The sequence below is a fragment of the Agrococcus sediminis genome (genome assembly GCF_007923295.1).
Taxonomy (GTDB): Bacteria; Actinomycetota; Actinomycetes; order Actinomycetales; family Microbacteriaceae; genus Agrococcus; species Agrococcus sediminis.
In genome coordinates, this window is record NZ_VOIR01000011.1 from 335204 (window position 1) to 355089 (window position 19886).

Here is a 19886-nt window from a genome sequence, read left to right on the forward strand (position 1 = left end):
GTGCCGCCGGAGGAGGTCGTCTGGTTCGTCGACTGGCTCGAGCGGCGGGAGGTCGTCTACCAGTGCAACGGCGGCTGGGCGGTGGATGCGCTGGTCGGTCGCGAGACCCGGCCCCACCGCGACCTCGACGTCTTCCTCGACGAGCGCGCGCTCGCGGATGCGGTCGCCGCCCTGCGGGAGCGCGGCTATGCCGTGGTCGACGACTGGCTGCCGGTGCGGATCGAGCTCGCCGCGGAGGAGCGGCGGGTCGACCTGCACCCGATGCGGATCCTGCCGGGCGGCGACGGCGTGCAGGCGCTGCTCGACGGGGGAGAGCTGGTGCACCGTGCCGCCGACCGCACGAGGGGATCGATCGGCGGGCGCGCGGTCGTGGTCGCGTCGGCGGCTCGGCTGCTGCAGCTGCGCGAGGGCTACGAGCCGCGCGCGGTCGACCTGCACGACCTCGCGCAGCTGCGACGCCTGGAGCGCTGAGCGCGAGCGCCGAGCGCGGACATGCCGGATGCGCACGATTGTTATCGAATCGTGATCTTTGGTAGCGTGGCTGGCTTGAACCGCGAAGGACGGCCGTCGCATCCGCCCCTGGAGTCCTCCGCGCCATCGAATCGAGTCATTCCGGTCGGGCGGTCGGATGCGCGGGAACGCGCGCCGAGACGGGGCCGTGGAGTTCAGCTCATGCAGAAGCACACCACCGACGACGCCCGCCGATCGAAGCGATTCCTGCGCGGCGGAGCCGTGACGGCCGCCGGCGTGGCCGTCTTCGCGGGCGCGATGCTCGTGCCGACCGCGGCGAACGCCGCGAGCGACGCCACCTGGGACGCGCTCGCCGAGTGCGAGTCGGGCGGCAACTGGTCGATCGACACGGGCAACGGCTACTACGGCGGCCTGCAGTTCTCGCTCTCGACCTGGCAGGCCTACGGCGGCTCGGGCAACCCGGCCGACGCGTCGCGCGAGGAGCAGATCCGCGTGGCCGAGAACACGCTCGCCGGCCAGGGCTGGGGCGCATGGCCCTCGTGCTCGGTGCAGATCGGCGCCTCGGGCGCCGCCGAGCCGAGCTCGACGCCCGTCGACACCGCCACGCAGCAGGCCGCGCCCGCCGAGGCGCCGGCGGCCGACCAGGCCGCTCCGGCCGCGCAGGCCGCACCGGCCGCGCCCGCCAGCTACGAACTGCCGGACGTCGAGCCGTCGGATGAGCGCGTCACGGTCGAGGCCGGCGACTCGCTGTTCGCGATCGCCAAGTCGCACGACATCGAGACCGGCTGGCTCGGCCTTTTCGCCGTGAACCAGGACATCGTCGAGAACCCCGACCACATCGAGGTCGGCCAGGAGCTCGTGCTGCCCGCCGAGTGATCGGTCGCACGGGGCGGAGATCCGGTCGGGTCTCCGCCCTTCGTGCTGTCAGGCCACCTCGACCCAGCGCGAGCGCCAGTCGGGCGGGTCGAACGGCTCGCTCCAGTAGGCCGTCTCGCGGGCGATGCGGTCGCCCCGGAACTCGAAGACGAAGACCGTCTTGTAGACGGGGCCGCCGTAGTCGAGCGTCGCCTCGGCCACGACGAGGTCGCCGGCGCTCACGATCCGGCGCGGCGTGATCGTCGGCAGCTGCGGGAACGCGCGGTAGACGCCGCGGCGGTTCTCGCCGCCGACCACCCGCTCGCCCGACTGCGGCCAGTCCATCACCGCATCCTCGTGGAAGAGCTCGTCCATCACCTCGATGCGGCCCTCGTTGATGCAGGCGATGAGCCGCTCGACGACGGCCTCGTGCTGCGCGTTCCTGTCGGCACCGTCCACGGTGCACCCCCTCGTCACGCTGTAGCCGCATTGTCGACCCGCGGTCGGGCGGGCGCCAGGGGCGACTTGGGGGCTGGATGTGCTCCGGTACGGACTCGCGGGTCGTGCGGGCTCGCTTCCGCGAATCGGTACCGGAGGCCGGTGTGCGCGGCCGCTCAGGCCGCGGGCTGCTCCTTCGCGACGTAGGTCAGCAGGTCGTACTGCGCGACGGTCTCGTCGTCCTGGTTCGTGAGCACCGCATCCCATCGCACCTCGCCGTAGGGGTCGGTCTCGCGCGGCGTGATCTGCTTCGCCGTGAGCGTCACCCGCAGCGTGTCGCCGGGGGAGACCGGCGTCATGAAGCGCAGGTTGTCGAGGCCCGTGTTCGCGAGCACGGGGCCCGGCGCCGGCTCGACGAAGAGGCCCGCCGCGAACGACAGCAGCAGGTAGCCGTGCGCCACGCGTCCCGGGAAGAACGCGTTGGCCTCGGCGGCCTCCTGATCCATGTGCGCGTAGAACCGGTCGCCCGTGAAGTCGGCGAAGTGCTCGATGTCGTCGAGCGTGATCTCGCGCCGCTCCGAGACGACCTGGTCGCCGATGCGCAGCTCGGCGAGCGACTTGCGGAACGGATGCGGCGCCTCGGTCGACGCCGTCGCCCCCGGGTGCCAGACGCCCGTGAGGGCCGTCAGCATGGTCGGCGAGCCCTGGATGGCCGTGCGCTGCATGTGGTGGAGCACCGAGCGGATGCCGCCGAGCTCCTCGCCGCCGCCGGCGCGGCCCGGCCCGCCGTGCACGAGCATCGGCAGCGGCGAGCCGTGCCCGGTCGAGGCGCGAGCGTCGTCGCGGTCGAGCAGCAGGATGCGGCCGTTGTGCGGCGCGATGCGGCGCGTCAGCTCGCTGACGAACGCGGGGTCGTGCGAGGCGACCGAGGTCACGAGCGAGCCGCCGCCGCGGGCGACGATCTCGGCGGCCTGCTCGGGCGATCCGTACTCGACGAGCGACGAGACCGGGCCGAACGCCTCGATCTCGTGCAGCGCATCCGCCCCCGGGTCGTCGAAGGCGAGCAGCGTCGGCGCGACGAACGCGCCGCCCGCCGCCTCGCCGAGCGAGCCGTCGGCGAGCGTGACGTGCCCGGCGTCGCCGCCGACCACGATCTGGCCGCCGCCCTCGCGCAGCTTCATCACCTGCCGCAGCACCTCGTCGCGCTGCTCGGTGGAGGCGAGCGGCCCCATCGTGACGCCCTCGGCGCGCGGGTCGCCGACGACCACCTTCGCGGCGATGCGCTCGCGCACCGCGTCGGCCACCGCATCCGTCATGCCCGTCGGCACGACCGCGCGGCGGATGGCCGTGCACTTCTGGCCCGCCTTCGCCGTCATCTCGGCGACGAGGCCGCGCACGTAGGCGTCGAACTCGGGCGTGCCGGGCACCGCGTCAGGGCCGAGCACCGAGGCGTTGATCGAGTCGGTCTCGGCAGTGAACCGCACGCCGCGGGCCTGCACGGCCTCGTGGCGGCGCAGCGAGTCGGCGGTGGATGCGGAGCCGGTGAAGCCGACGGTGTCGCCGAGCCGCAGGTGGTCCATGAGGTCGCGCGCGGAGCCCGAGACGAGCTGGATCGCGCCCGCGGGCAGCAGGCCCGACTCGGCGAGGATGCGCACCATGTGCTCGGCGACGTAGCCGGTGGGCGTGGCGGGCTTGATGAGCGTGGGCATGCCGGCGAGGAACGCCGGTGCGAGCTTCTCGAGCGAGCCCCAGACGGGGAAGTTGAAGGCGTTGATCTGCACCGCGACGCCGGGCAGCGTCGTGCAGATGTGGCGGGCGAGGAACGAGCCGTCCTTCGACAGCGGCTCGACGGGGCCGTCGAGGTAGATCGTCGACTGCGGCATCTCGCGCCGCCCCTTCGACGAGTAGGTGAAGAGCACGCCGATGCCGCCGTCGATGTCGACCCACGAGTCGCTCTTCGTCGCGCCGGTGCGGCTCGAGAGCTCGTACAGCTCGCTCTTGCGCTCGGTGAGCGCGAGCGCCATCTGCTTCAGCAGGATCGCGCGCTGGTGGAACGTGAGGGGCGCGAGGCTGTGTTGCCCGACGGTGCGGGCGTGCTCGAGCGCGGCGGCGGTGTCGAGGCCGGTGGTCGAGACGCGCACGACCTCCTCGCCGGTCGAGGCGTCGCGCACGACGGTCGCGTCGGCGGCGTCGGCCTCGGTCGGCTCCCACCAGGCGTCCTGGATGTAGCTGGGCAGCAGTCGGGCCTGGGTCATCGTGTCGGTCATCGTCGATCCTCTCCTCCCCGTTCGTCGAGTAGGCCCGGAGGGCCGTGTCGAGACGGAGTGCGGTGTGCTCGGTCCTCCCCGTTCGTCGAGTAGGCCCGAAGGGCCGTATCGAGACGGAGTGCGGTGTGTTCGGTTGTCGCGACTGGTCTCGACACGCCGCCTGCGGGGGCTGCTCGACCAGCGGGGGTCAGTCCCAGTCGTAGAAGCCGCGCCCGCTCTTCTTGCCGAGGCGGCCCTCGGCGACCATCTGGCGCAGCAGCGCCGGCGGCTCGAAGCGCGGCCCGAGCTCGCGGTGCAGCTGCTCGGCGATGCCGAGCCGCACGTCGAGCCCGACGATGTCGGTCGTGCGCAGGGGGCCGACGGGGTGCTTGTAGCCGAGCTCCATCGCGGTGTCGATGTCGCCGGGGCTCGCGACCCCCTCCTCGACCATGCGGATCGCCTCGAGCCCGAGCGCGACGCCCAGCCGGCTGCTGGCGAAGCCGGGCGCGTCGTGCACCATCACCGGCGCCTTGCCGATCGCCTCCACCCAGGCGCGCGCGTCGTTCGCGAGCCGCGGCTCGGTGGCGTCGCCGAGCACGATCTCGACGAGCGCGGATGCGGGCACCGGGTTGAAGAAGTGGAGCCCCAGGAAGCGCTCGGGGCGGGCGAGGCCGCGCGCGAGCCGGTCGATCGAGATCGACGACGTGTTGCTCGCGAGCGCAGCGCGGTCGTCGAGCACCGCCTCGACCCGGGCGAGCGCATCCGCCTTCAGCCCCTCGTCCTCGGGCACCGCCTCCACGACGAGGCCGCAGCCGGCGAACGCGGCGACGTCGACGGCGACGCTCAGGCGCCCCTCGAGCTCGTCGAGCGGCTCGGCCCAGCCGCGCTCGACGCTCGTCGCGAGGCTCGCGGCGACGCGCTCGCGGGCGGCGTCGGCCGCCGCCTCGTCGCGCTCGACGACGACCACCTGGCTGCCGGCGAGCACGAACGCGTGCGCGATGCCGGCGCCCATGCGGCCGCCGCCGAGCACGCCGACGCGCTCGGGGGCGCCGGCGCCGACCTGTGCGTCGGTGTCGTCGGCGGCCGGGCTCGTGCGGGCCGTGCCGTGCCCGCCGTCGGGGGCCGCCGCATCCGTCACATCGGTCATCGGGTCTCCTGGGTGCGCTTGGCCGACCGGCGCTCGAGGAACGCCGTCATGCGCCGGTGCTTCTCGGGGCTCTCGAAGAGCACCGCCTGCTCGGCGAGGTCGATCTCGGGGTGCGCGCTCGCGGGGGCGAGCAGCGAGCGCTTCGTCGCCTGCGTCGCTGCCGGGTCGAGCGCGGCGATGCGGTCGGCGAGCTCGACCGCGCGGGCGAGCGCTGCCTCGGGTTCGAGCACCGCGCTGACGAGCCCCGCGGCGAGCGCCTCGTCGGCGCCCAGCAGGCGCCCGGTGAGCAGCATCTCGCTCGCGAGGGCGTCGCCCACGATCTCCTTGAGGCGCCAGGTGGCGCCGGCCGCGGCGATGATGCCGAGGCCCGTCTCGGGGTTGCCGATCGTGAGCGTCGGCGTGCCGATGCGGATGTCGGCGGCGTAGGCGAGCTCGGCGCCGCCGCCGAGCGCGTAGCCGTCGAGCACCGCGATCACCGGCATCGGCAGGGCCCGGATGCGCTGGAAGCAGCGGGTGTTGATGCCGGCCAGGGCGTCGGTCGCGCGCCGCTCGCGCAGCTGCGCGATGTCGGCGCCGGCCGCAAAGGTGCCGCCGGACCCGGCGAGCACGAGCGTGCGGCGCTCGACCTCGAGCCGGGCGCACAGCCGGTGCAGCGCGTCGACGAGCTCCTGGTCGATCGCGTTGCGCTTCTCGGGCCGGTCGAGCACGGCCAGCACGTGGCTGTCGCGCTCCTCGATGCGCAGCGTCTCGCTCACACCCGCTCCAGCAGGATCGCGGTGCCCTGGCCGACGCCGACGCACATCGTCGCGAGGCCGCGGTCGGCGCCCTCGCGCTCCATGCGGCCGAGCAATGTGACGACGAGCCGCGAGCCGGAGGAGCCGAGCGGGTGGCCGAGCGCGATCGCGCCGCCGTCGGCGTTCACGATCGCGTCGTCGAGGCCGAGCCGGCGCATGCTCGCGAGCGACTGCGTCGCGAAGGCCTCGTTGAGCTCGACCGCGCCGATCTGGTCGATCGCGACGCCCGTGCGGGCGAGCAGCTTCTCGGTCGCCGGCACCGGGCCGAGCCCCATGATCTCCGGCGCGATGCCGGCGCTCGCGCCGCCGACGATGCGGGCGCGCGGCGCGAGGCCGAGCCGGGCGACGGCCGCCTCGCTCGCGACCACGATCGCCGATGCGCCGTCGTTGAGGCTCGACGCGTTGCCCGCGGTCACCACCGACCCGCCGGCCACGACGGGCCGCAGGCGCGCGAGCGCATCCATCGTCGTCTCGCGGCGCGGGCCCTCGTCGACGGTCACGTCGCCGGCCCGCGTCGGCACCGCGACGATCTCGCCGGCGAAGCGGCCGGCGTCGATCGCGGCGATCGCGCGCTCGTGCGAGCGCAGCGCGAAGGCGTCGGCGTCGTCCCGGGTGATGCCGTCGACGCGCGCGACCTCCTCGGCGGTCTCGGGCATCGAGAAGGTCGCCTTGTCGCGGGCGAGCAGCCGCGGGTTGGCGAAGCGCCAGCCGATCGACGTGTCGAACGCCTCGCCCGGCTTCGCCCACGCCTTCTCGGGCTTGGCCTGCACCCAGGGTGCGCGCGTCATCGACTCGACGCCGCCCGCGACGACCACGTCGGCGTCGCCGGCGCGGATCATCTGCGACGCCATGATGATCGCCGACATGCCGGATGCGCACAGGCGGTTGACGGTGATGCCCGGCACCGCGTCGGGCAGGCCCGCGAGCAGGACGGCCATGCGCGCGACGTTGCGGTTGTCCTCGCCGGCCTGGTTGGCGCCGCCGAGGATCACCTCGTCGATGAGGGCGGGATCGAGGCCGGCGCGGGCGACGGCCTCGCCGACGACCAGAGCTGAGAGGTCGTCGGGGCGGATGCCGGCGAGGGCGCCGCCGTAGCGGCCGACCGGGGTGCGCGCGCCGCCGACGAGGAAGGCCTCGGGCATGGGACTCCTGACTCCGTCGTCACTGCAGGTGATGCGACCGGTCGCGAATTAGTGACCGATCGTTCAGGAATACAGTAGGCCGCCGACGATGCCGCCCGCAACATGGAGACGCCGTCCGGCGCCGCGCGCCCTGCGGCTGGCCCTGCTCCGCGGCACGTCGTTCGTCGACCGGCCAGGTGCGACGCCGACCGGACTATCCGGCCGGCGCGACGCGGAGCCGGTTGACGAACGGTGGGCAGCGGCTGGCCGAGACCCGCGGGTCAGCGCTGCGCCGCGCGGCCTGCCCGCGCGCGCCCGAGCTGCGCGATGCCGATGACGACCGCGCCGACCACGACGACGGTGACGGCGGCGAGCGCCAGGACGGAGAGGGCGACGGACGCGAGGGTGGTGAGTGCCATGCTCCGACGCTAGGAATCGGGGCCCGGCCGCCGCGTCCTCCGGCGGGCGCTGCCGGATCATCCGCTGGGATGATCCGCGCCGCCGTGCCAGGCTGGCCGCATGCCGATCGAGCCCGACACCAAGGACTGGACCTGGGTGCTCCACGAGCGCTGCCCCGAGTGCGGGTTCGACCCGCTCGACGTCGACCGCGACGACCTCGGCAGGCGCATCCGCCATGCCGCGGCGGCGATGCACCAGCGGATGCACGGCGAGGGCGTCACCGAGCGCCCCGACGAGGCGACGTGGTCGCCGCTCGAGTACGCAGCGCACGTGCGCGACGTCTGCCGCGTGATGCAGGGCCGGCTCGAGCAGCTGCTGCACGAGGACGACCCGGAGTTCGCGAACTGGGATCAGGATCAGGCGGCGATCGACGGCGACTACGCGGGCCAGGAGCCCGAGCACGTGGCCGCCGAGGTCGACGTCGCCGCCACGAGCCTGGCGAACGCGGCGGATGCTGTGCCGGCGGATGCGTGGGAGCGGCCCGGCAGGCGCTCCAACGGCTCGGTCTTCACCGTCGAGACGCTGCTCGTCTACGCGCTCCACGACCTCGAGCACCACATCTGGGACGTGCGGCACTGAGCACCCGCCGGTCGAGCCGCGCGGCCCTGAGCACCCGCCGGTCGAGCCGCGCGGCCCTGAGCACCCGCCGGTCGAGCCGCGCGGCCGCCTGACTCGGCCCGCGCCCTGCGGGCGCGGACCGGCTCGACCGGCGGAGGGGCGGGCGTGCGCCGGCTCGACCAGCGGAGGGGCGGGCGTGCGTCGGCTCGACCGGCGGAGGGGCGGGCGCGGGGCGGCTCGACCAGCGGAGGGACGGGCGCAGGCCGGCTCGACCAGCGCACGGCGCCTCAGCCCCGGAACGCGCTCAGCCCCGTCAGCGCCTGCCCGATGACGAGCGTGTGCACCTCGTCGGTGCCCTCGTACGTGCGCACGCTCTCGAGGTTGGCCGCATGCCGCATCGCGGAGTGCTCGAGCGTCACGCCGTTGCCGCCGAGCAGCGCCCGCGCCTCGCGGCACACGTCGATCGCGGCCCGCACCGAGGCGAGCTTCCCCATCGAGATCTCGTGCGGGCGCAGCAGCCCGGCGTCCTTCCGCCGCCCGAGGTGCAGCGCGAGCAGCTGCGCCTGCTGCAGCGCGAGCACCATCTCGGCCAGCCGCGCCTGCGTCAGCTGCATGCCGGCGAGCGGGCGCCCGAAGACCTCGCGCGCGCCGGCGTAGGCGAGCGCGCCCTCGAGCGCGTCCCGTCCCGCGCCGAGCGCTCCCCAGGCGATCCCGAACCGCGCCTCGCCCAGGCACTCGAACGGCGCCCGCAGGCCATGCGCATCCGGCAGTCGCATCGACTCGGGCACCCGCACCCCGTCGAGGGCGATGTCGCACTGGATCGAGGCGCGCATCGAGAGCTTCGGCTCGATCGGCGTCGCGGTGAAGCCTGGCGACGACGTCTCGACAAGGAACCCGCGCACCCCCTCGTCGGTCTGCGCCCACACGACGGCGAGGTCGGCGATGGAGGCGAGCCCGATCCACCGCTTGGCGCCGTCGAGCACCCAGTCGTGGCCGTCGCGCCGCGCGACGGTGCGCATCGCGGCGGGGTCGCTGCCGGCATCCGGCTCGGTGAGCGCGAAGCAGCCGATCGCCTCGCCCGCGGCCATGCGGGGCAGCCACGTCTGGCGCTGCTCCTCGGAGCCGTGCTTCGCGATCGCGGTCATGGCGAGCGAGCCCTGCACTGAGACGAACGTGCGGATGCCGCTGTCGCCGGCCTCGAGCTCCTGCATCGCGATGCCGTACTCGACGGCGCTGCGGCCCGCGCAGCCGTAGCCGGTCAGGTGCATGCCGAGCAGCCCCTCGGCGGCGAGCGCGGGCACGAGCTCGCGCGGGAACACGGCGCGCTCGAACCAGTCGGCGATGTGCGGGCGGATCTCGCGGTCGACGAGCGCGCGCACCCGGGCGCGCACGGCACGCTCCTCGTCGGTGAGCAGCGACTCGAGGTCGAGCAGGTCGGTCGTCATGGCGGCAGTCTGCCGCGCCGCGGGCGTGCGCGCACAACGCAAGCCCGGGAGGCGGCTTTCGCAGCGGGTGCGGGGGCGGCGGCGGATGCGCGGGGAGATCGGGCGGGCGGGCTTGCGTTGTGCGCGGGGGCGCGGGTGGTCTCGACTCGACGGCCCGGAGGGCCGTCGGCTCGACCGGCGGAGGGGGCGGGGGCGCGGGTGGTCTCGGCTCGACGGCCCGGAGGGCCGTCGGCTCGACCGGCGGAGGGCGCGGGGGTGCTGGTGGTCTCGGCTCGACGGCCCGGAGGGCCGTCGGCTCGACCGGCGGAGGGGGCGGGGGCGTGGGTGGTCTCGACTCGACGGCCCGGAGGGCCGTCGGCTCGACCGGCGGAGAGGGGGCTACGGGTTCAGGTCGGCGAGGGCCTTGTCGGGGCGGAGGCCGCGCCAGACGGGGTGGCGGAGCGCGCCGGACGCCGTCTGCTCGGTGTGCTCGACCTCGCCGACGGCCGCGCGCACCCAGTTCGCCTTCCGCGCGACGTCGCTCGGCACCCCGTCGATCGCGGGGACGGTGCGCCGTGGCCGCAGCTCGTCGCGCAGCCGGTCGCGGTCCTTGCCCGAGAAGCCCGTGCCCACCCGGCCGGCGTAGCGCATCCGCCCGTCCTCGCCGGGCAGCGCGAGCACGAGCGAGCCGACGGTGCCGGCGAGTGAGCCGTTGCCCTCAAGCCAGCCGACGACGACGACCTCCTTCGACTGCTGGTGCTTGAGCTTGCGCCAGTCGTCGCTGCGCCGCCCCGGCTTGTAGCGGCTGTCGTGCCGCTTGGCCATGATGCCCTCGAGCCCGCGCTCGGCGGTCGCCTCGAGGATGCGCTCGAGCCGGCCGCGCAGCGGCTTCGAGATCTTGACGCGGCGGCTCTCGTGCACGAGCCCGTCGAGCCGCGACTGGCGCTCGTCGAGCCGCTCGTCGACGAGGCGCTCGCCGTCGACCTCGAGCAGGTCGAACAGGATGAGCGTGGCCGGCGTCGCCTTCGCGGCGCGCGCGGCCTGTCGCCCCGAGAGCCCGCCGCGCTCCTGCAGCGCCGCGAAGTCGGCCGCGCCGCGCTTCAGCATCACCACCTCGCCGTCGAGCACCGCATCCGCCTCGATCGAGGCCGGCACCGCCTCGACGACCTCGGGGAACGCGCCAGACAGGTCGCGACCGTTGCGGCTCAGCAGTCGCACCGTGGAGCCCCGCCGGTCGACGAGCACCCGCCAGCCGTCCCACTTCACCTCGAACGACCACTCGCGCTCGTCGTCGATCGCGGATGGCTCCGACTGCGTCGCGAGCATCGGCCGCAGGTCGGTCGGCCGGTCGGCCCTGCCTCGCGAGCGGTCGGCCTTCGCGCCGAGCCGCCGCTTCGGCGCGGTCGCGGGGGCCGCCGACGAATCGTCGTCCTCGCCGCCCCGCGCCGCCGACGCCTTCGACGGCGCGTAGCCCTTGAGCCGTGCGTCGCGCTCGGCGTCCTGCTCCTTCATGCGGTGCACGAGCCACTGCCGCTTGTCGGCGTCGGTGCGGATGAGCGCGAACCGGTACGGGTCGCCGCCGAGGCCGCCGTCGGGCTGCCCGTGGAGCGTCGCGATGACCTCGTCGTCGCGCCACTTCTCGAGCTCGTACGTGCCCGCGTCCCAGATCTCGACGACGCCGGCGCCGTACTCGCCCTTCGGGATCGTGCCCTCGAACGAGCCGTACTCGAGCGGGTGGTCCTCGGTCTGCACGCCGAGGCGGTTCTGCTTCGGCGTCGATGGCAGCCCCTTCGGCACCGCCCACGACACGAGCACGCCGTCCTGCTCGAGCCGGAAGTCGTAGTGCAGCCGGCTCGCGCGGTGCTTCTGGATGACGAACGAGCGCCCGTCGGTCGGCGCGGGCGGCTCGGCGGGCACGGGCTCGGGCGTGCGGTGCGCGGAGCGCATGCCGCGGTACTTCGCGAGCCGGTCGGGCGGCGGGTCGAGGGCGGCGATGAGGTCGCCGTCGCGCTCGAGCCGGGCGAGCACCTCGTCGTACTCGAGCTGCTCGAGCCCGCCCGCCTCGACCTCGGCCCACGTGCGGGGCGCGGCGACGGTGGGCCGCAGCCGCCCGCGCAGCGAGTAGGGCGCGACGGTGGTCTTCGAGCCGGAGTTCTGGCTCCAGTCGAGCAGCACCTTGCCCTCGCGCAGCGACTTCTTCATGTCGCTCACGATGAGCTCGGGGTGCATCGCCTCGAGCGATCGCGCGAGCGTGTGCGCCACCTCGCTCGCCTGCTCGCTCGTCACGGTGCCGTCGAGCCGCGCGTAGAGGTGGATGCCCTTCGAGCCGCTCGTGAGGGGCATCGGGTGGAGGCCGACGTCCTCGAGCAGCTCGCGCACCCACAGCGCCACCTGCGCGCAGTCGTCGAGGTCGGCGCCCGGCCCCGGGTCGAGGTCGAGCACGAGCCGGTCGGGCCGAGGGGGATCATCACCGTGCCGCTCGCCGTCGAGCATGCGCCACTGCGGCACGTGCAGCTCGAGCGCGCCCATCTGCGCCATCCACGCGAGCACGGCCGGCTCCGACAGCACCGGGTACTGCTTCGGCCCCGTCGAGTGCTGCAGCTCGACGGTCTGCACCCAGTCGGGCGCGCCCCGCTCGAGCGTCTTCTGGAAGAAGACCTGCCCGGGCTTGCGCTCGGTGCCGACGCCCTCCGTCCAGCGCTTGCGCGTGACGGGGCGCCCGCCCGCGTGCGCGATGAGCACGTCGGATGCGCGCAGCACGTACTCGAGCACGTCGCGCTTGGTCGTCCCCGTGGCCGGGTACATCACCTTGTCGGGGCTCGAGAAGCGCAGGCTCCGGCCGCCGACGACGATCCGGTCGGCCGCCGCCACGTCAGGCGGACTTCCGCTTGCTCGCGGCCGGCTTCTTCGCCGCCGCCGTCTTCGCCGCACTCGCCTTCGCCGCGGGCTTCTTCGCGGCCGGCGCCTTCGCCGCGGGCTTCTTCGTCGCTGCCGACGACGAGCCCGACTTCGCCGCGGCGCGCTTCGCCGGCGCCTTCGCGGCCGGCTTCCGCGCGGAGGATCCCGACCCCGCATCGGCCTCCGACGACGACGCGGCGCCGCCCGAGGCATCCGACACCGCCTTCTTCTTCTCGACCGAGCGCTGCAGGGCCTCGAGCAGGTCGATGACCTCGCCGCCCTCCTCGTCGTCGGTCTCGCCGAAGGTCGCGGCCGTGTCGAGCGCGTCGCCCTGCTCGAGCTTGGCCTCGACGAGGGTGCGCAGCTGCTCCTGGTACTCGTCGACGTGGCTGTCGAGGTCGAAGTCGGCCTCGAGCTCGCGCACGATCGACTTCGCGAGGTCGAGCTCGCGCTTGCCGACCGTGACGTCGGCGTCGAGGCTCGCGAACTCGGCCGCCCGCACCTCGTCGGCCCAGCGCATCGTCTGCACGAGCAGCACGTCGTCGCGCACCCGCATCGTAGCGAGCCGGGTGCGCTGCCGCAGCGCCATGCGCACGATCGCGGTGCGCTCGGTGTCCTCGAGCACCTGCCGCAGCAGCACGTAGGCCTTCGGGCTCTTCGAGTCGGGCTCGAGATAGTAGCTGCGGTCGAGCAGGATCGGGTCGATCTGCTCGTTGGGCACGAACTCGAGCACCTCGATCTCGCGGCTGCGCTCCGCGGGCAGCGCGGCGAAGTCGTCGTCGGTGAGCACGACGGTCTGCTCGCCGTCGTCGTAGGCCTTGTCGATGTGCTCGTAGGCGACCTTCTTGCCGCACACCTCGCACTTGCGCTCGTACCGGATGCGGCCGCCGTCGGCGTCGTGCACCTGATGGAGCTGCAGGTCGTGCTCCTCGGTCGCCGAGTACAGCTTCACGGGCACGTTCACCAGGCCGAAGGTGATGGAGCCCTTCCAGATCGCGCGCATGCAGACACTGTCGCCCACGGGGCTGGGAGGCACCAGGGGCCCGTTTCCCAGGTTCGCGGCGCCGGCGGCGGTCGTCCTGGCGGCGCGCAGGCGTGTGCGGCATGATCCGGGGCATGACGGTCCTGCTGCCGAACCGGCGCACGCCCCGCACCTTCGGCGTCGAGGAGGAGGTCGTGCTGCTCGAGCCGGGCACGCTCGCGCCCGTCGACGTGGCCGATGCGGTGATCGAGGAGATCGCCGACCTGGATGCGTCGTACGGCTGGGTCGGGCACGAGTTCCTACGCGCGCAGCTCGAGTTCTCGTCGCCGGTGCTCGACGACGCCGCGGCGGCCGACCGCGTGGTGCGCGAGTGGCGGCGCGTGCTGGCCGGCGCCGCCGGGCGGCGCGGCCTCATCGCCGCGAGCATCGGCACCCCGCACGGACCGGGCGTCTCGAGCGTCGCCGAGGGGGAGCGGTACGAGCGCTTCGTGGCGGAGCTCGGCGCCGTGCGCCCCGACCACAGCATCCAGGGGCTGCACGTGCACGTGGGCATCGCCTCGCGCGAGGAGGGCGTGCTGATCATGCGCGCGCTGCGGCCGTGGCTCGCGCCGCTCATCGCCCTCACCGCCAACTCGCCGTGCTTCGCCGGCCGCGACACCGGCTTCGCGAGCTGGCGCACGCTCGTCGGGCGCCGCTTCACGACCGCGTCGGTGCCGCCCGACTTCGCCGACGCCGCCGACTACGAGCGCCGGGTCGCGGCACTCGTCGGGCTCGGCACGACCCTCGACAGCGGCGCGATCGCCTGGATGATGCGGCTCGCCGAGCGCTACCCGACGGTCGAGCTGCGCGTGTTCGACGCGCAGCTGAGCGCCGACGACACGATCGAGGCGGCGCTGCTCACGCGCGCGCTCGTCGAGACGGCCGCCGCCGGGGCGCTGCCGCACGACCCGGCCGCAGCCCACGCCGAGCACCTCGACGCCGCGGTGTGGCACGCGGCCCGGCACGGCCTCGACGCCGGCCTCGTCGACCCGACCACCGCATCCGTCGCCCCCGCCTGGGACGTGATCGAGCGGATGCTCGAGGCCGCCTCGCCCGCGCTCGACGCGGCGGGGGACCGGGGCCGGGTCGAGTCGCTGCTCGAGCGCACGCGAGCCGCCGGCAACGGCGCCGCGCGGCAGCGCGCGGCGCTCGCGGAGGGGCTGCCGGCGCTCGAGCGGCTGCTGCGGACGAGCTTCGCCGACTCCCCGGTCGTCGAGTAGGCGCGCGTCAGCCGGCGGGCCGCAGGTGCTCGCGCAGGAACGCGACCGTCGACGCCCAGGCCGCGGCCGACGCATCCGCGTCGTAGCGCCCCGGCACCTGCGCGTTCTGGAACCCGTGCACCGCGCCGGGGTAGTGGCGGATCTCGACGTCGTCGAAGCCCTCCGCCTCGAGCCGCTCGCGGTACGCCTCGGGCGCCTCGCGGCCGCTCCAGTCGTCGTGCTCGGCGAGCTGGAAGAGCGCCGGCACGCGGGGACCCGTCGCCGTGCTGTGCGGTGCGGCGCCGTAGTAGGCGACGACCGCGTCGAGCGAGCCCTGTGCGGCGTACATGAGCGCGATGCCCGCACCCATCGAGAAGCCGACCACGGCGGCCCGCTCGCTGCCGAGCGCCCTTGCCTCGCCGATCGCCTCGCTGACGACGTGCAGGGCGCCGGGGAGGTCGGCGCGCCGCTCGCGCAGCAGCGCGTCGGCCTCGTCGTCGTCGGTGGTCGACCGGCCGTCGTAGAGGTCGAGCACCGCGACGCGGAAGCCCTCGTCGGCCAGCCGCGCGCCGAAGCCGTCGATCCACGGCAGGCGGCCGTTCCAGTCGTGCGCGAGCGCGACCACGGGGTCGCCCTCCGCGCCGTGCCAGCGGGTCGCGGTGTCGTCGGTCGTCTCGATCGCCATGGTGCTCCTTCGCTCGCGCGCCACGCTAGCCGACGCGGCCGAGCGCCCCTCAGGCCGCGTCGGCCGGGCGCAGCCGCCCGGTGAGCGCGTACTCGGCGGCCTCGACGGCCCCGTAGTCGCGGCCGCGCTCCTCCGCGGCGCGCAGGCGCGCGGCGTCGCCCCGCTCGGCGAGCTCGTCGAGGTAGCGGGTGTGGAAGACGAACTCGGGCGCGTCGAAGACGGCGGTGCGCCGCCGGATGGCCGCCGCCGCCCCGGCGAGCACCCCGGCGCGCTCCTCGTCGTCGCGGAGCGCCGCGATCGCGGCGAGCCCCTCGAGCCCGTACGCGATGCCCTCCTCGTGCCGCAGCGCCACCGAGTCGGCGGTGGCTGTGAGCAGCAGCTGCTCGGCCTCCTCGATGCGGCCGCCGAACAGGTGCATGCGCGCGAGGTGGTGCATCGCCACCGTCGCCGCGAACCGGTCGCCGCTGCCGGCCGCCGCCGCGATCGCGCGGCTCGAGCGCTCGGTGGCCGACGCGAGGTCGCTCGCGAGCGCGTCGATGCGGGCGAGCGCGACGAGCGCGAGGCTCTCGCCCCAGCCGGCGCCCAGCGCGCGGAAGCGCCGCGCGCCCTCCTCGAGCCAGACGCTCGCGCGCGGCAGGTCGTGGTCGGCGGTGGTGATCTCGGCGAAGCCGGCGGTGGCGATGCACATGGCGGCGCCCAGCGCATCCCCCTCGCCCTCGAACGCGTCGGCGGCGGCGGTCTCGGCATCGCCCGCCCGGGTCAGGTGGCGCACGGCCGTGCGCAGGTTGCCGCGCTCCAGGTTGAGCCTGCCCACCGCATCCATCTGGTCGCTGAAGCCCAGGCCGCGGCCCTCGCGCCGGGCGAGCGCCGCGTAGACGGCCGCGTGCGCGTCGCGCGCGGCGTCCTCCTCGCCCGCCGCCTGCAGCTGCTCGACGCCGTGCTCGCGCACCGTCGCGAGCATCGAGAAGACCGCCTGGCCGTCGACGTCGTCCTGCTCGAGCAGCGAGCTGTCGACGAGCGTCTCGAGCGCGGCGTAGACGTCGACGTCCCAGCCGCGCGTCTCGGCGAGCGCCTCGATCGACTCGAGCGAGAAGCCCGGCGAGCAGACCGACAGGTCGCGCAGCATGCGCCGCTCCGGCTCGGCGAGCAGCCCCGTCGACCACTCGATCGTCGAGCGCAGCGTGCGCTGCCGCGGCGGCAGGTCGCGCGACGCGTCGACGAGCAGCGGCAGCTGCCGGTCGAGCCGCTGCAGCATCGCCGCCGGCGTGAGCACGCGGATGCGGGCTGCCGCGAGCTCGATCGCGAGCGGCAGCCCCTCGAGCACCCGGCAGATGCCGACGATCGCGCCGATCGTGGCGGGCGTCGCCTCGAAGTCGGGCTTGACCGCGTGGGCGCGCTCGATGAGCAGCTCGACGGCGGGCGACGTGCTCGCGCGCACGATCGAGTCGGGCGAGGCCGGGTCGTGGGTCGCGAGCGGCGGCACCTCGAACGCGCGCTCGCCGCGCACCCGCAGCAGCGCGCGGCTCGTGACGAGGAAGGATGCGTCGGGCGCGACGGTGAAGAGCCGCACGAGGATCGGGGCGGCCGCGAGCAGCTGCTCGAAGTTGTCGAGCACGATGAGCATCCGCCGGCCCTCGAGCGCGATCGCGAGGCGCTGCTCGAGCGGCTGCTCGCCGGTGTCGCGCACGCCGATCGCGGCGCCGATCGTCGGCAGCAGCAGCTCGGGCTCCAGCACGTTCTCGAGCGCCACGAACGCCGTGCCGTCGGGGAAGCGGTCGCCGGCGGCCTGCGCGACCGCGATCGCGAGCCGGCTCTTGCCGATGCCGCCAGGGCCGAGCAGCGTCACGAGCCGGGTGCTGCGGTCGTCGAGCAGCGCGAGCACGTCGGCGAGCTCGCGCTCGCGGCCGATGAGCCGCGTGTAGGGGGAGGGGATGCGCGCGGCGAGCAGGTCGACGGAGGTCGCCGCGGGCGCCGGGCCGGCGCGCGACGCGTCGAACCGCTCCGCCAGCAGCGTCGCGAGGTCGGCGGCGACGAGCGACGCGAGGGCGTCGGGCGTCGAGAAGGTCTTGTAGGAGGCGGTGTCGTCGCGCTCGATGCGGGCGATGAGCTCGGCGAGCCGCGGCTCCCGCTCGGGGTCGTCGCGCAGGTAGATGAGCCGCGGCATCGCCGGCGGTGCGAGGCGGTACTCGTCCTCGAGGCCCGAGACCTCCTCGCCGGGCGCGACCCAGCCGTAGCGCTCGCCGTAGATGCCGACGAAGACGTCGCTCTGCTCGAGGTAGGCGCGGTAGAGGTCGCGCGGCGGGTGGGGGCGGGCGCCGAGCTCGAACATCACCGGCGCGAGCTGCAGCCGCTCGATCGCGGCGCGGACGGCGCGGCGCTCGGGCTCGAGCTCGCGCAGCGTCGACGAGACGAAGACGCGCAGCCGCTGGTCGGGGGTGCGGATGCCGCTGCCGCGGCCGGGCGCGCCGGTCACCACTGCGCCAGGGCCGGCGCGATGCGGTCGCGCTCCTCGTCGGGCAGGGCGATCGCGATCGCCTCGGCCACGGTCAGCTCGGCGCCGCGCCGCTCGCCCGCGGCGACCGCGGCCGGGGCGGCCTCCCGCATGGCGTCGAGCTGCGGCGTGTGCACGGTGAACGCCTCCGCGTCGAACACGCCGACACGCTGCCGGATCGCATCCGCCGCCGCCGCGAGCATCCCCGCCCGTTCGCCGTCGCCGCGCGCGGCCGCGACGGCGCAGAGCCCCTCGAGCCCGTAGGCGATGCCCTCCTCGAAGTGCAGGCGGATGGAGACGAGCAGCGTGCGCACGCAGCCGGCCTCGGCGGCGTCGACCTCGCCGCGCACGAGCTGCAGCCGTGCCTGGTGGTTGCCGGCGACCGAGAGGGTGAAGAGGTCGCCGCTCGCCTCGGCGACCTCGGTGGCGCGGTCGAAGCGCGCCTGCGCGTCGTCGGTGCGGCCGTGCAGCCACGCGAGCCTGCCGCGCGAGACCTCGGTGATGGCCTCGGCCCATGCGTTGCCCAGCTCGTGCAGCTCCTCGACCGCCTCGGCGAGCTCGCGCTCGGCGGTCGCGAGGTCGGGCAGCGGCAGCTGCAGCCGCGCGGTCGCGCGCGCGGCGGTCGCCATCGCGGCGGCGTCGCGGTCGCCGCTCTCGCCGAAGAGCCGCACGCACTCGCCGAGGCCGGCGACGACCTCCTCCGTCGGCCGCTGCCACAGCTCGCTCCAGAGGGCGAAGAACCAGGCGACGGCACGCGTGTGCGGCGTGATCGGCTGGTCCTTGCCGAGCAGCTCGAGCATCCACACCCGCACCTCGCCGAAGAAGCCGGCGATCCACCAGTAGACGAGCAGCCGCCAGGCGAAGTCGCCGGCGTCGTCGAGCCGCCCGATGTGCACGAGGTGCCGCACGGCCGCGCGCAGGTTGGGCAGCTCCATCCCGAGCTCGACGACCGCGTCGCCCTGCCCCGCGCCGCGCAGGCCCGGCGCGACGCGCGCGACGAGGGCGCTGTAGTGGCCGGCGTGGGCCGCGCGCATCCGGCCGGCCTCGCCGTGCTCCCGCAGCCGCCCGAGCGCGTACTCGCGCACGACCGCGAGCAGCGACAGCACCGGGCGCCCGCCGATCTCCGTCTGCTTCACGAGCGAGCCGTCGACGAGCGCGGCGATGCCGTCGAGCGCCTGCCCGTCCCACGCGCGACCGGCGCCGAGCGCCTCGACCGCCTCGAGCGAGAACTGGCGGGCGAAGACGCCGAGGTCCTCGAGCAGCGCCCGCTGCTCGTCGGGCAGCAGGCTCACGCTCCACTCGATCGCCGCGCGCATCGTGCGGTGGCGCTCGGGCACGTCGCGGGCGGCGGCGGTCAGCAGCGGCAGGCTCTGCTCGAGCCGCTGCGCGATCGCCTGCGGCGTGAGCACGCGCATCTTGGCCGCGGCGAGCTCGATCGCGAGCGGCATGCCGTCGAGCGCTCGGCAGATGTCGGCGACGGCCGCGGCGTTCTCGTCGGTGAGCGCGAAGCCGGGCTTCACCGCCTGCGCGCGGTCGACGAAGAGCGCGACGGCGGCCGAGCGCATCGCCCGCTCGCCGCCCCGCGCGGCCTCGTCGGGCACCGGCAGCGCATCCACCTCGTAGACGCGCTCGCCACGGATGCGCAGCACCGTGCGGCTCGTGACGAGGAAGGTCGCCTCGGGCGCGACGTCGAAGAGGCGCACGAGCAGCGGCGCAGCCTCGACGATCTGCTCGAAGTTGTCGAGCACGAGCAGCACGCGGCGGCCCGCGAGGGCACGCGCGATGCGCTCCTCGAGCGCCGCCTCGCCGTTGTCGCGGATGCCGAGCACGTACGCGATCGTCGGCAGCAGCAGCCCGGGCTCGAAGACGCCCTCGAGCGGCAGGAAGTAGCGGCCGTCGGGGAAGAGGTCGGCGCTCGCGTGGGCGATCTCGATCGCGAGCCTGCTCTTGCCGATCCCGCCCGGGCCGACGAGGCTGATGAGCCGGTCTCCGCGGCGCTCGAGCAGCGCCCGCACCTCCGCCATCTCACGCTCGCGCCCGATCGTGACCGTGTAGGGCACGGGGATGTGCGTGGCCGGC

Annotated in this window: 16 protein-coding genes; 4 read left to right on the plus strand and 12 right to left on the minus strand. The window is 74.8% G+C overall.

The features are described 5' to 3' along the window. Both FQ330_RS02080 and FQ330_RS13665 read left to right on the plus strand, forming a co-directional pair. The gene (locus FQ330_RS02080) at nt 1-471 is read left to right on the plus strand and encodes a nucleotidyltransferase domain-containing protein (protein ID WP_128188964.1); all 471 of its coding nucleotides are present in this window, start codon (nt 1-3) and stop codon (nt 469-471) included. A gap of 201 nt (nt 472-672) precedes the next feature. Next, complete coding sequence (locus tag FQ330_RS13665) at nt 673-1347, plus strand: transglycosylase family protein (RefSeq protein ID WP_164877067.1); 675 nt, start codon at nt 673-675, stop codon at nt 1345-1347. A 48-nt stretch (nt 1348-1395) separates the two neighbouring features. Here the strand turns inward: FQ330_RS13665 and FQ330_RS13440 are convergent, their stop codons facing one another. The 6 genes from FQ330_RS13440 to FQ330_RS13160 form a co-directional block, all read right to left on the minus strand. After that, nucleotides 1396-1785, minus strand: a complete 390-nt coding sequence (locus tag FQ330_RS13440) for a nuclear transport factor 2 family protein (RefSeq protein ID WP_225792643.1) — start codon at nt 1783-1785, stop codon at nt 1396-1398. A gap of 155 nt (nt 1786-1940) precedes the next feature. Then, nucleotides 1941-4031, minus strand: a complete 2091-nt coding sequence (gene paaZ / locus FQ330_RS02095; RefSeq protein ID WP_225792644.1) for a phenylacetic acid degradation bifunctional protein PaaZ — start codon at nt 4029-4031, stop codon at nt 1941-1943. 187 nt (nt 4032-4218) lie between these two features. After that, entirely contained in the window at nt 4219-5157 is a 939-nt protein-coding gene (locus FQ330_RS02100; RefSeq protein WP_146354796.1) for a 3-hydroxyacyl-CoA dehydrogenase family protein, read from the minus strand. Next, nucleotides 5154-5912 (minus strand): enoyl-CoA hydratase/isomerase family protein, encoded by a 759-nt coding sequence (locus FQ330_RS02105; RefSeq protein WP_146354798.1) that lies wholly within the window; start codon nt 5910-5912, stop codon nt 5154-5156. The genes FQ330_RS02100 and FQ330_RS02105 overlap by 4 nt, the downstream gene beginning before the upstream one ends. After that, nucleotides 5909-7093 carry a thiolase family protein gene (locus FQ330_RS02110; RefSeq protein ID WP_146354800.1) on the minus strand — a complete coding sequence of 395 codons (1185 nt, stop codon included), beginning with the start codon at nt 7091-7093 and terminating at the stop codon, nt 5909-5911. Before FQ330_RS02110 ends, FQ330_RS02105 begins: the two co-directional genes overlap by 4 nt. Nucleotides 7094-7353: 260 nt before the next feature. After that, a complete protein-coding gene (locus FQ330_RS13160) occupies nt 7354-7491 on the minus strand; it encodes a hypothetical protein (RefSeq protein WP_192575809.1) in 138 nt (45 codons plus the stop codon). A gap of 100 nt (nt 7492-7591) precedes the next feature. Between FQ330_RS13160 and FQ330_RS02115 the strand changes: the two genes are divergently transcribed. Next, a complete protein-coding gene (locus FQ330_RS02115) occupies nt 7592-8110 on the plus strand; it encodes a DinB family protein (protein WP_146354802.1) in 519 nt (172 codons plus the stop codon). A gap of 266 nt (nt 8111-8376) precedes the next feature. Here the strand turns inward: FQ330_RS02115 and FQ330_RS02120 are convergent, their stop codons facing one another. The 3 genes from FQ330_RS02120 to ku all read right to left on the minus strand — a co-directional run bounded on the left by FQ330_RS02120 (nt 8377) and on the right by ku (nt 13414). Next, complete coding sequence (locus tag FQ330_RS02120) at nt 8377-9534, minus strand: acyl-CoA dehydrogenase family protein (RefSeq protein ID WP_146354804.1); 1158 nt, start codon at nt 9532-9534, stop codon at nt 8377-8379. Between the two features lie 378 nt (nt 9535-9912). Next, nucleotides 9913-12384 carry an ATP-dependent DNA ligase gene (locus FQ330_RS02125; RefSeq protein WP_225792645.1) on the minus strand — a complete coding sequence of 824 codons (2472 nt, stop codon included), beginning with the start codon at nt 12382-12384 and terminating at the stop codon, nt 9913-9915. A gap of 1 nt (nt 12385) precedes the next feature. Then, entirely contained in the window at nt 12386-13414 is a 1029-nt protein-coding gene (ku, locus tag FQ330_RS02130; protein WP_146354806.1) for a non-homologous end joining protein Ku, read from the minus strand. Nucleotides 13415-13527: 113 nt separating this feature from the next. On the opposite strand from ku, the gene FQ330_RS02135 reads away from it, so the two are divergent. Next, nucleotides 13528-14652, plus strand: a complete 1125-nt coding sequence (locus FQ330_RS02135) for a carboxylate-amine ligase (RefSeq protein ID WP_192575810.1) — start codon at nt 13528-13530, stop codon at nt 14650-14652. Between the two features lie 7 nt (nt 14653-14659). Here the strand turns inward: FQ330_RS02135 and FQ330_RS02140 are convergent, their stop codons facing one another. The 3 genes from FQ330_RS02140 to FQ330_RS13450 are packed head-to-tail and all read right to left on the minus strand — an operon-like array spanning nt 14660 to nt 19867. Further along, nucleotides 14660-15316, minus strand: a complete 657-nt coding sequence (locus tag FQ330_RS02140; RefSeq protein WP_146354810.1) for a dienelactone hydrolase family protein — start codon at nt 15314-15316, stop codon at nt 14660-14662. Nucleotides 15317-15365: 49 nt separating this feature from the next. After that, complete coding sequence (locus FQ330_RS02145; RefSeq protein ID WP_192575811.1) at nt 15366-17789, minus strand: ATP-binding protein; 2424 nt, start codon at nt 17787-17789, stop codon at nt 15366-15368. Then, nucleotides 17786-19867 (minus strand): ATP-binding protein, encoded by a 2082-nt coding sequence (locus tag FQ330_RS13450; RefSeq protein ID WP_146354814.1) that lies wholly within the window; start codon nt 19865-19867, stop codon nt 17786-17788. The genes FQ330_RS02145 and FQ330_RS13450 overlap by 4 nt, the downstream gene beginning before the upstream one ends. Nucleotides 19868-19886 lie beyond the last annotated feature (19 nt).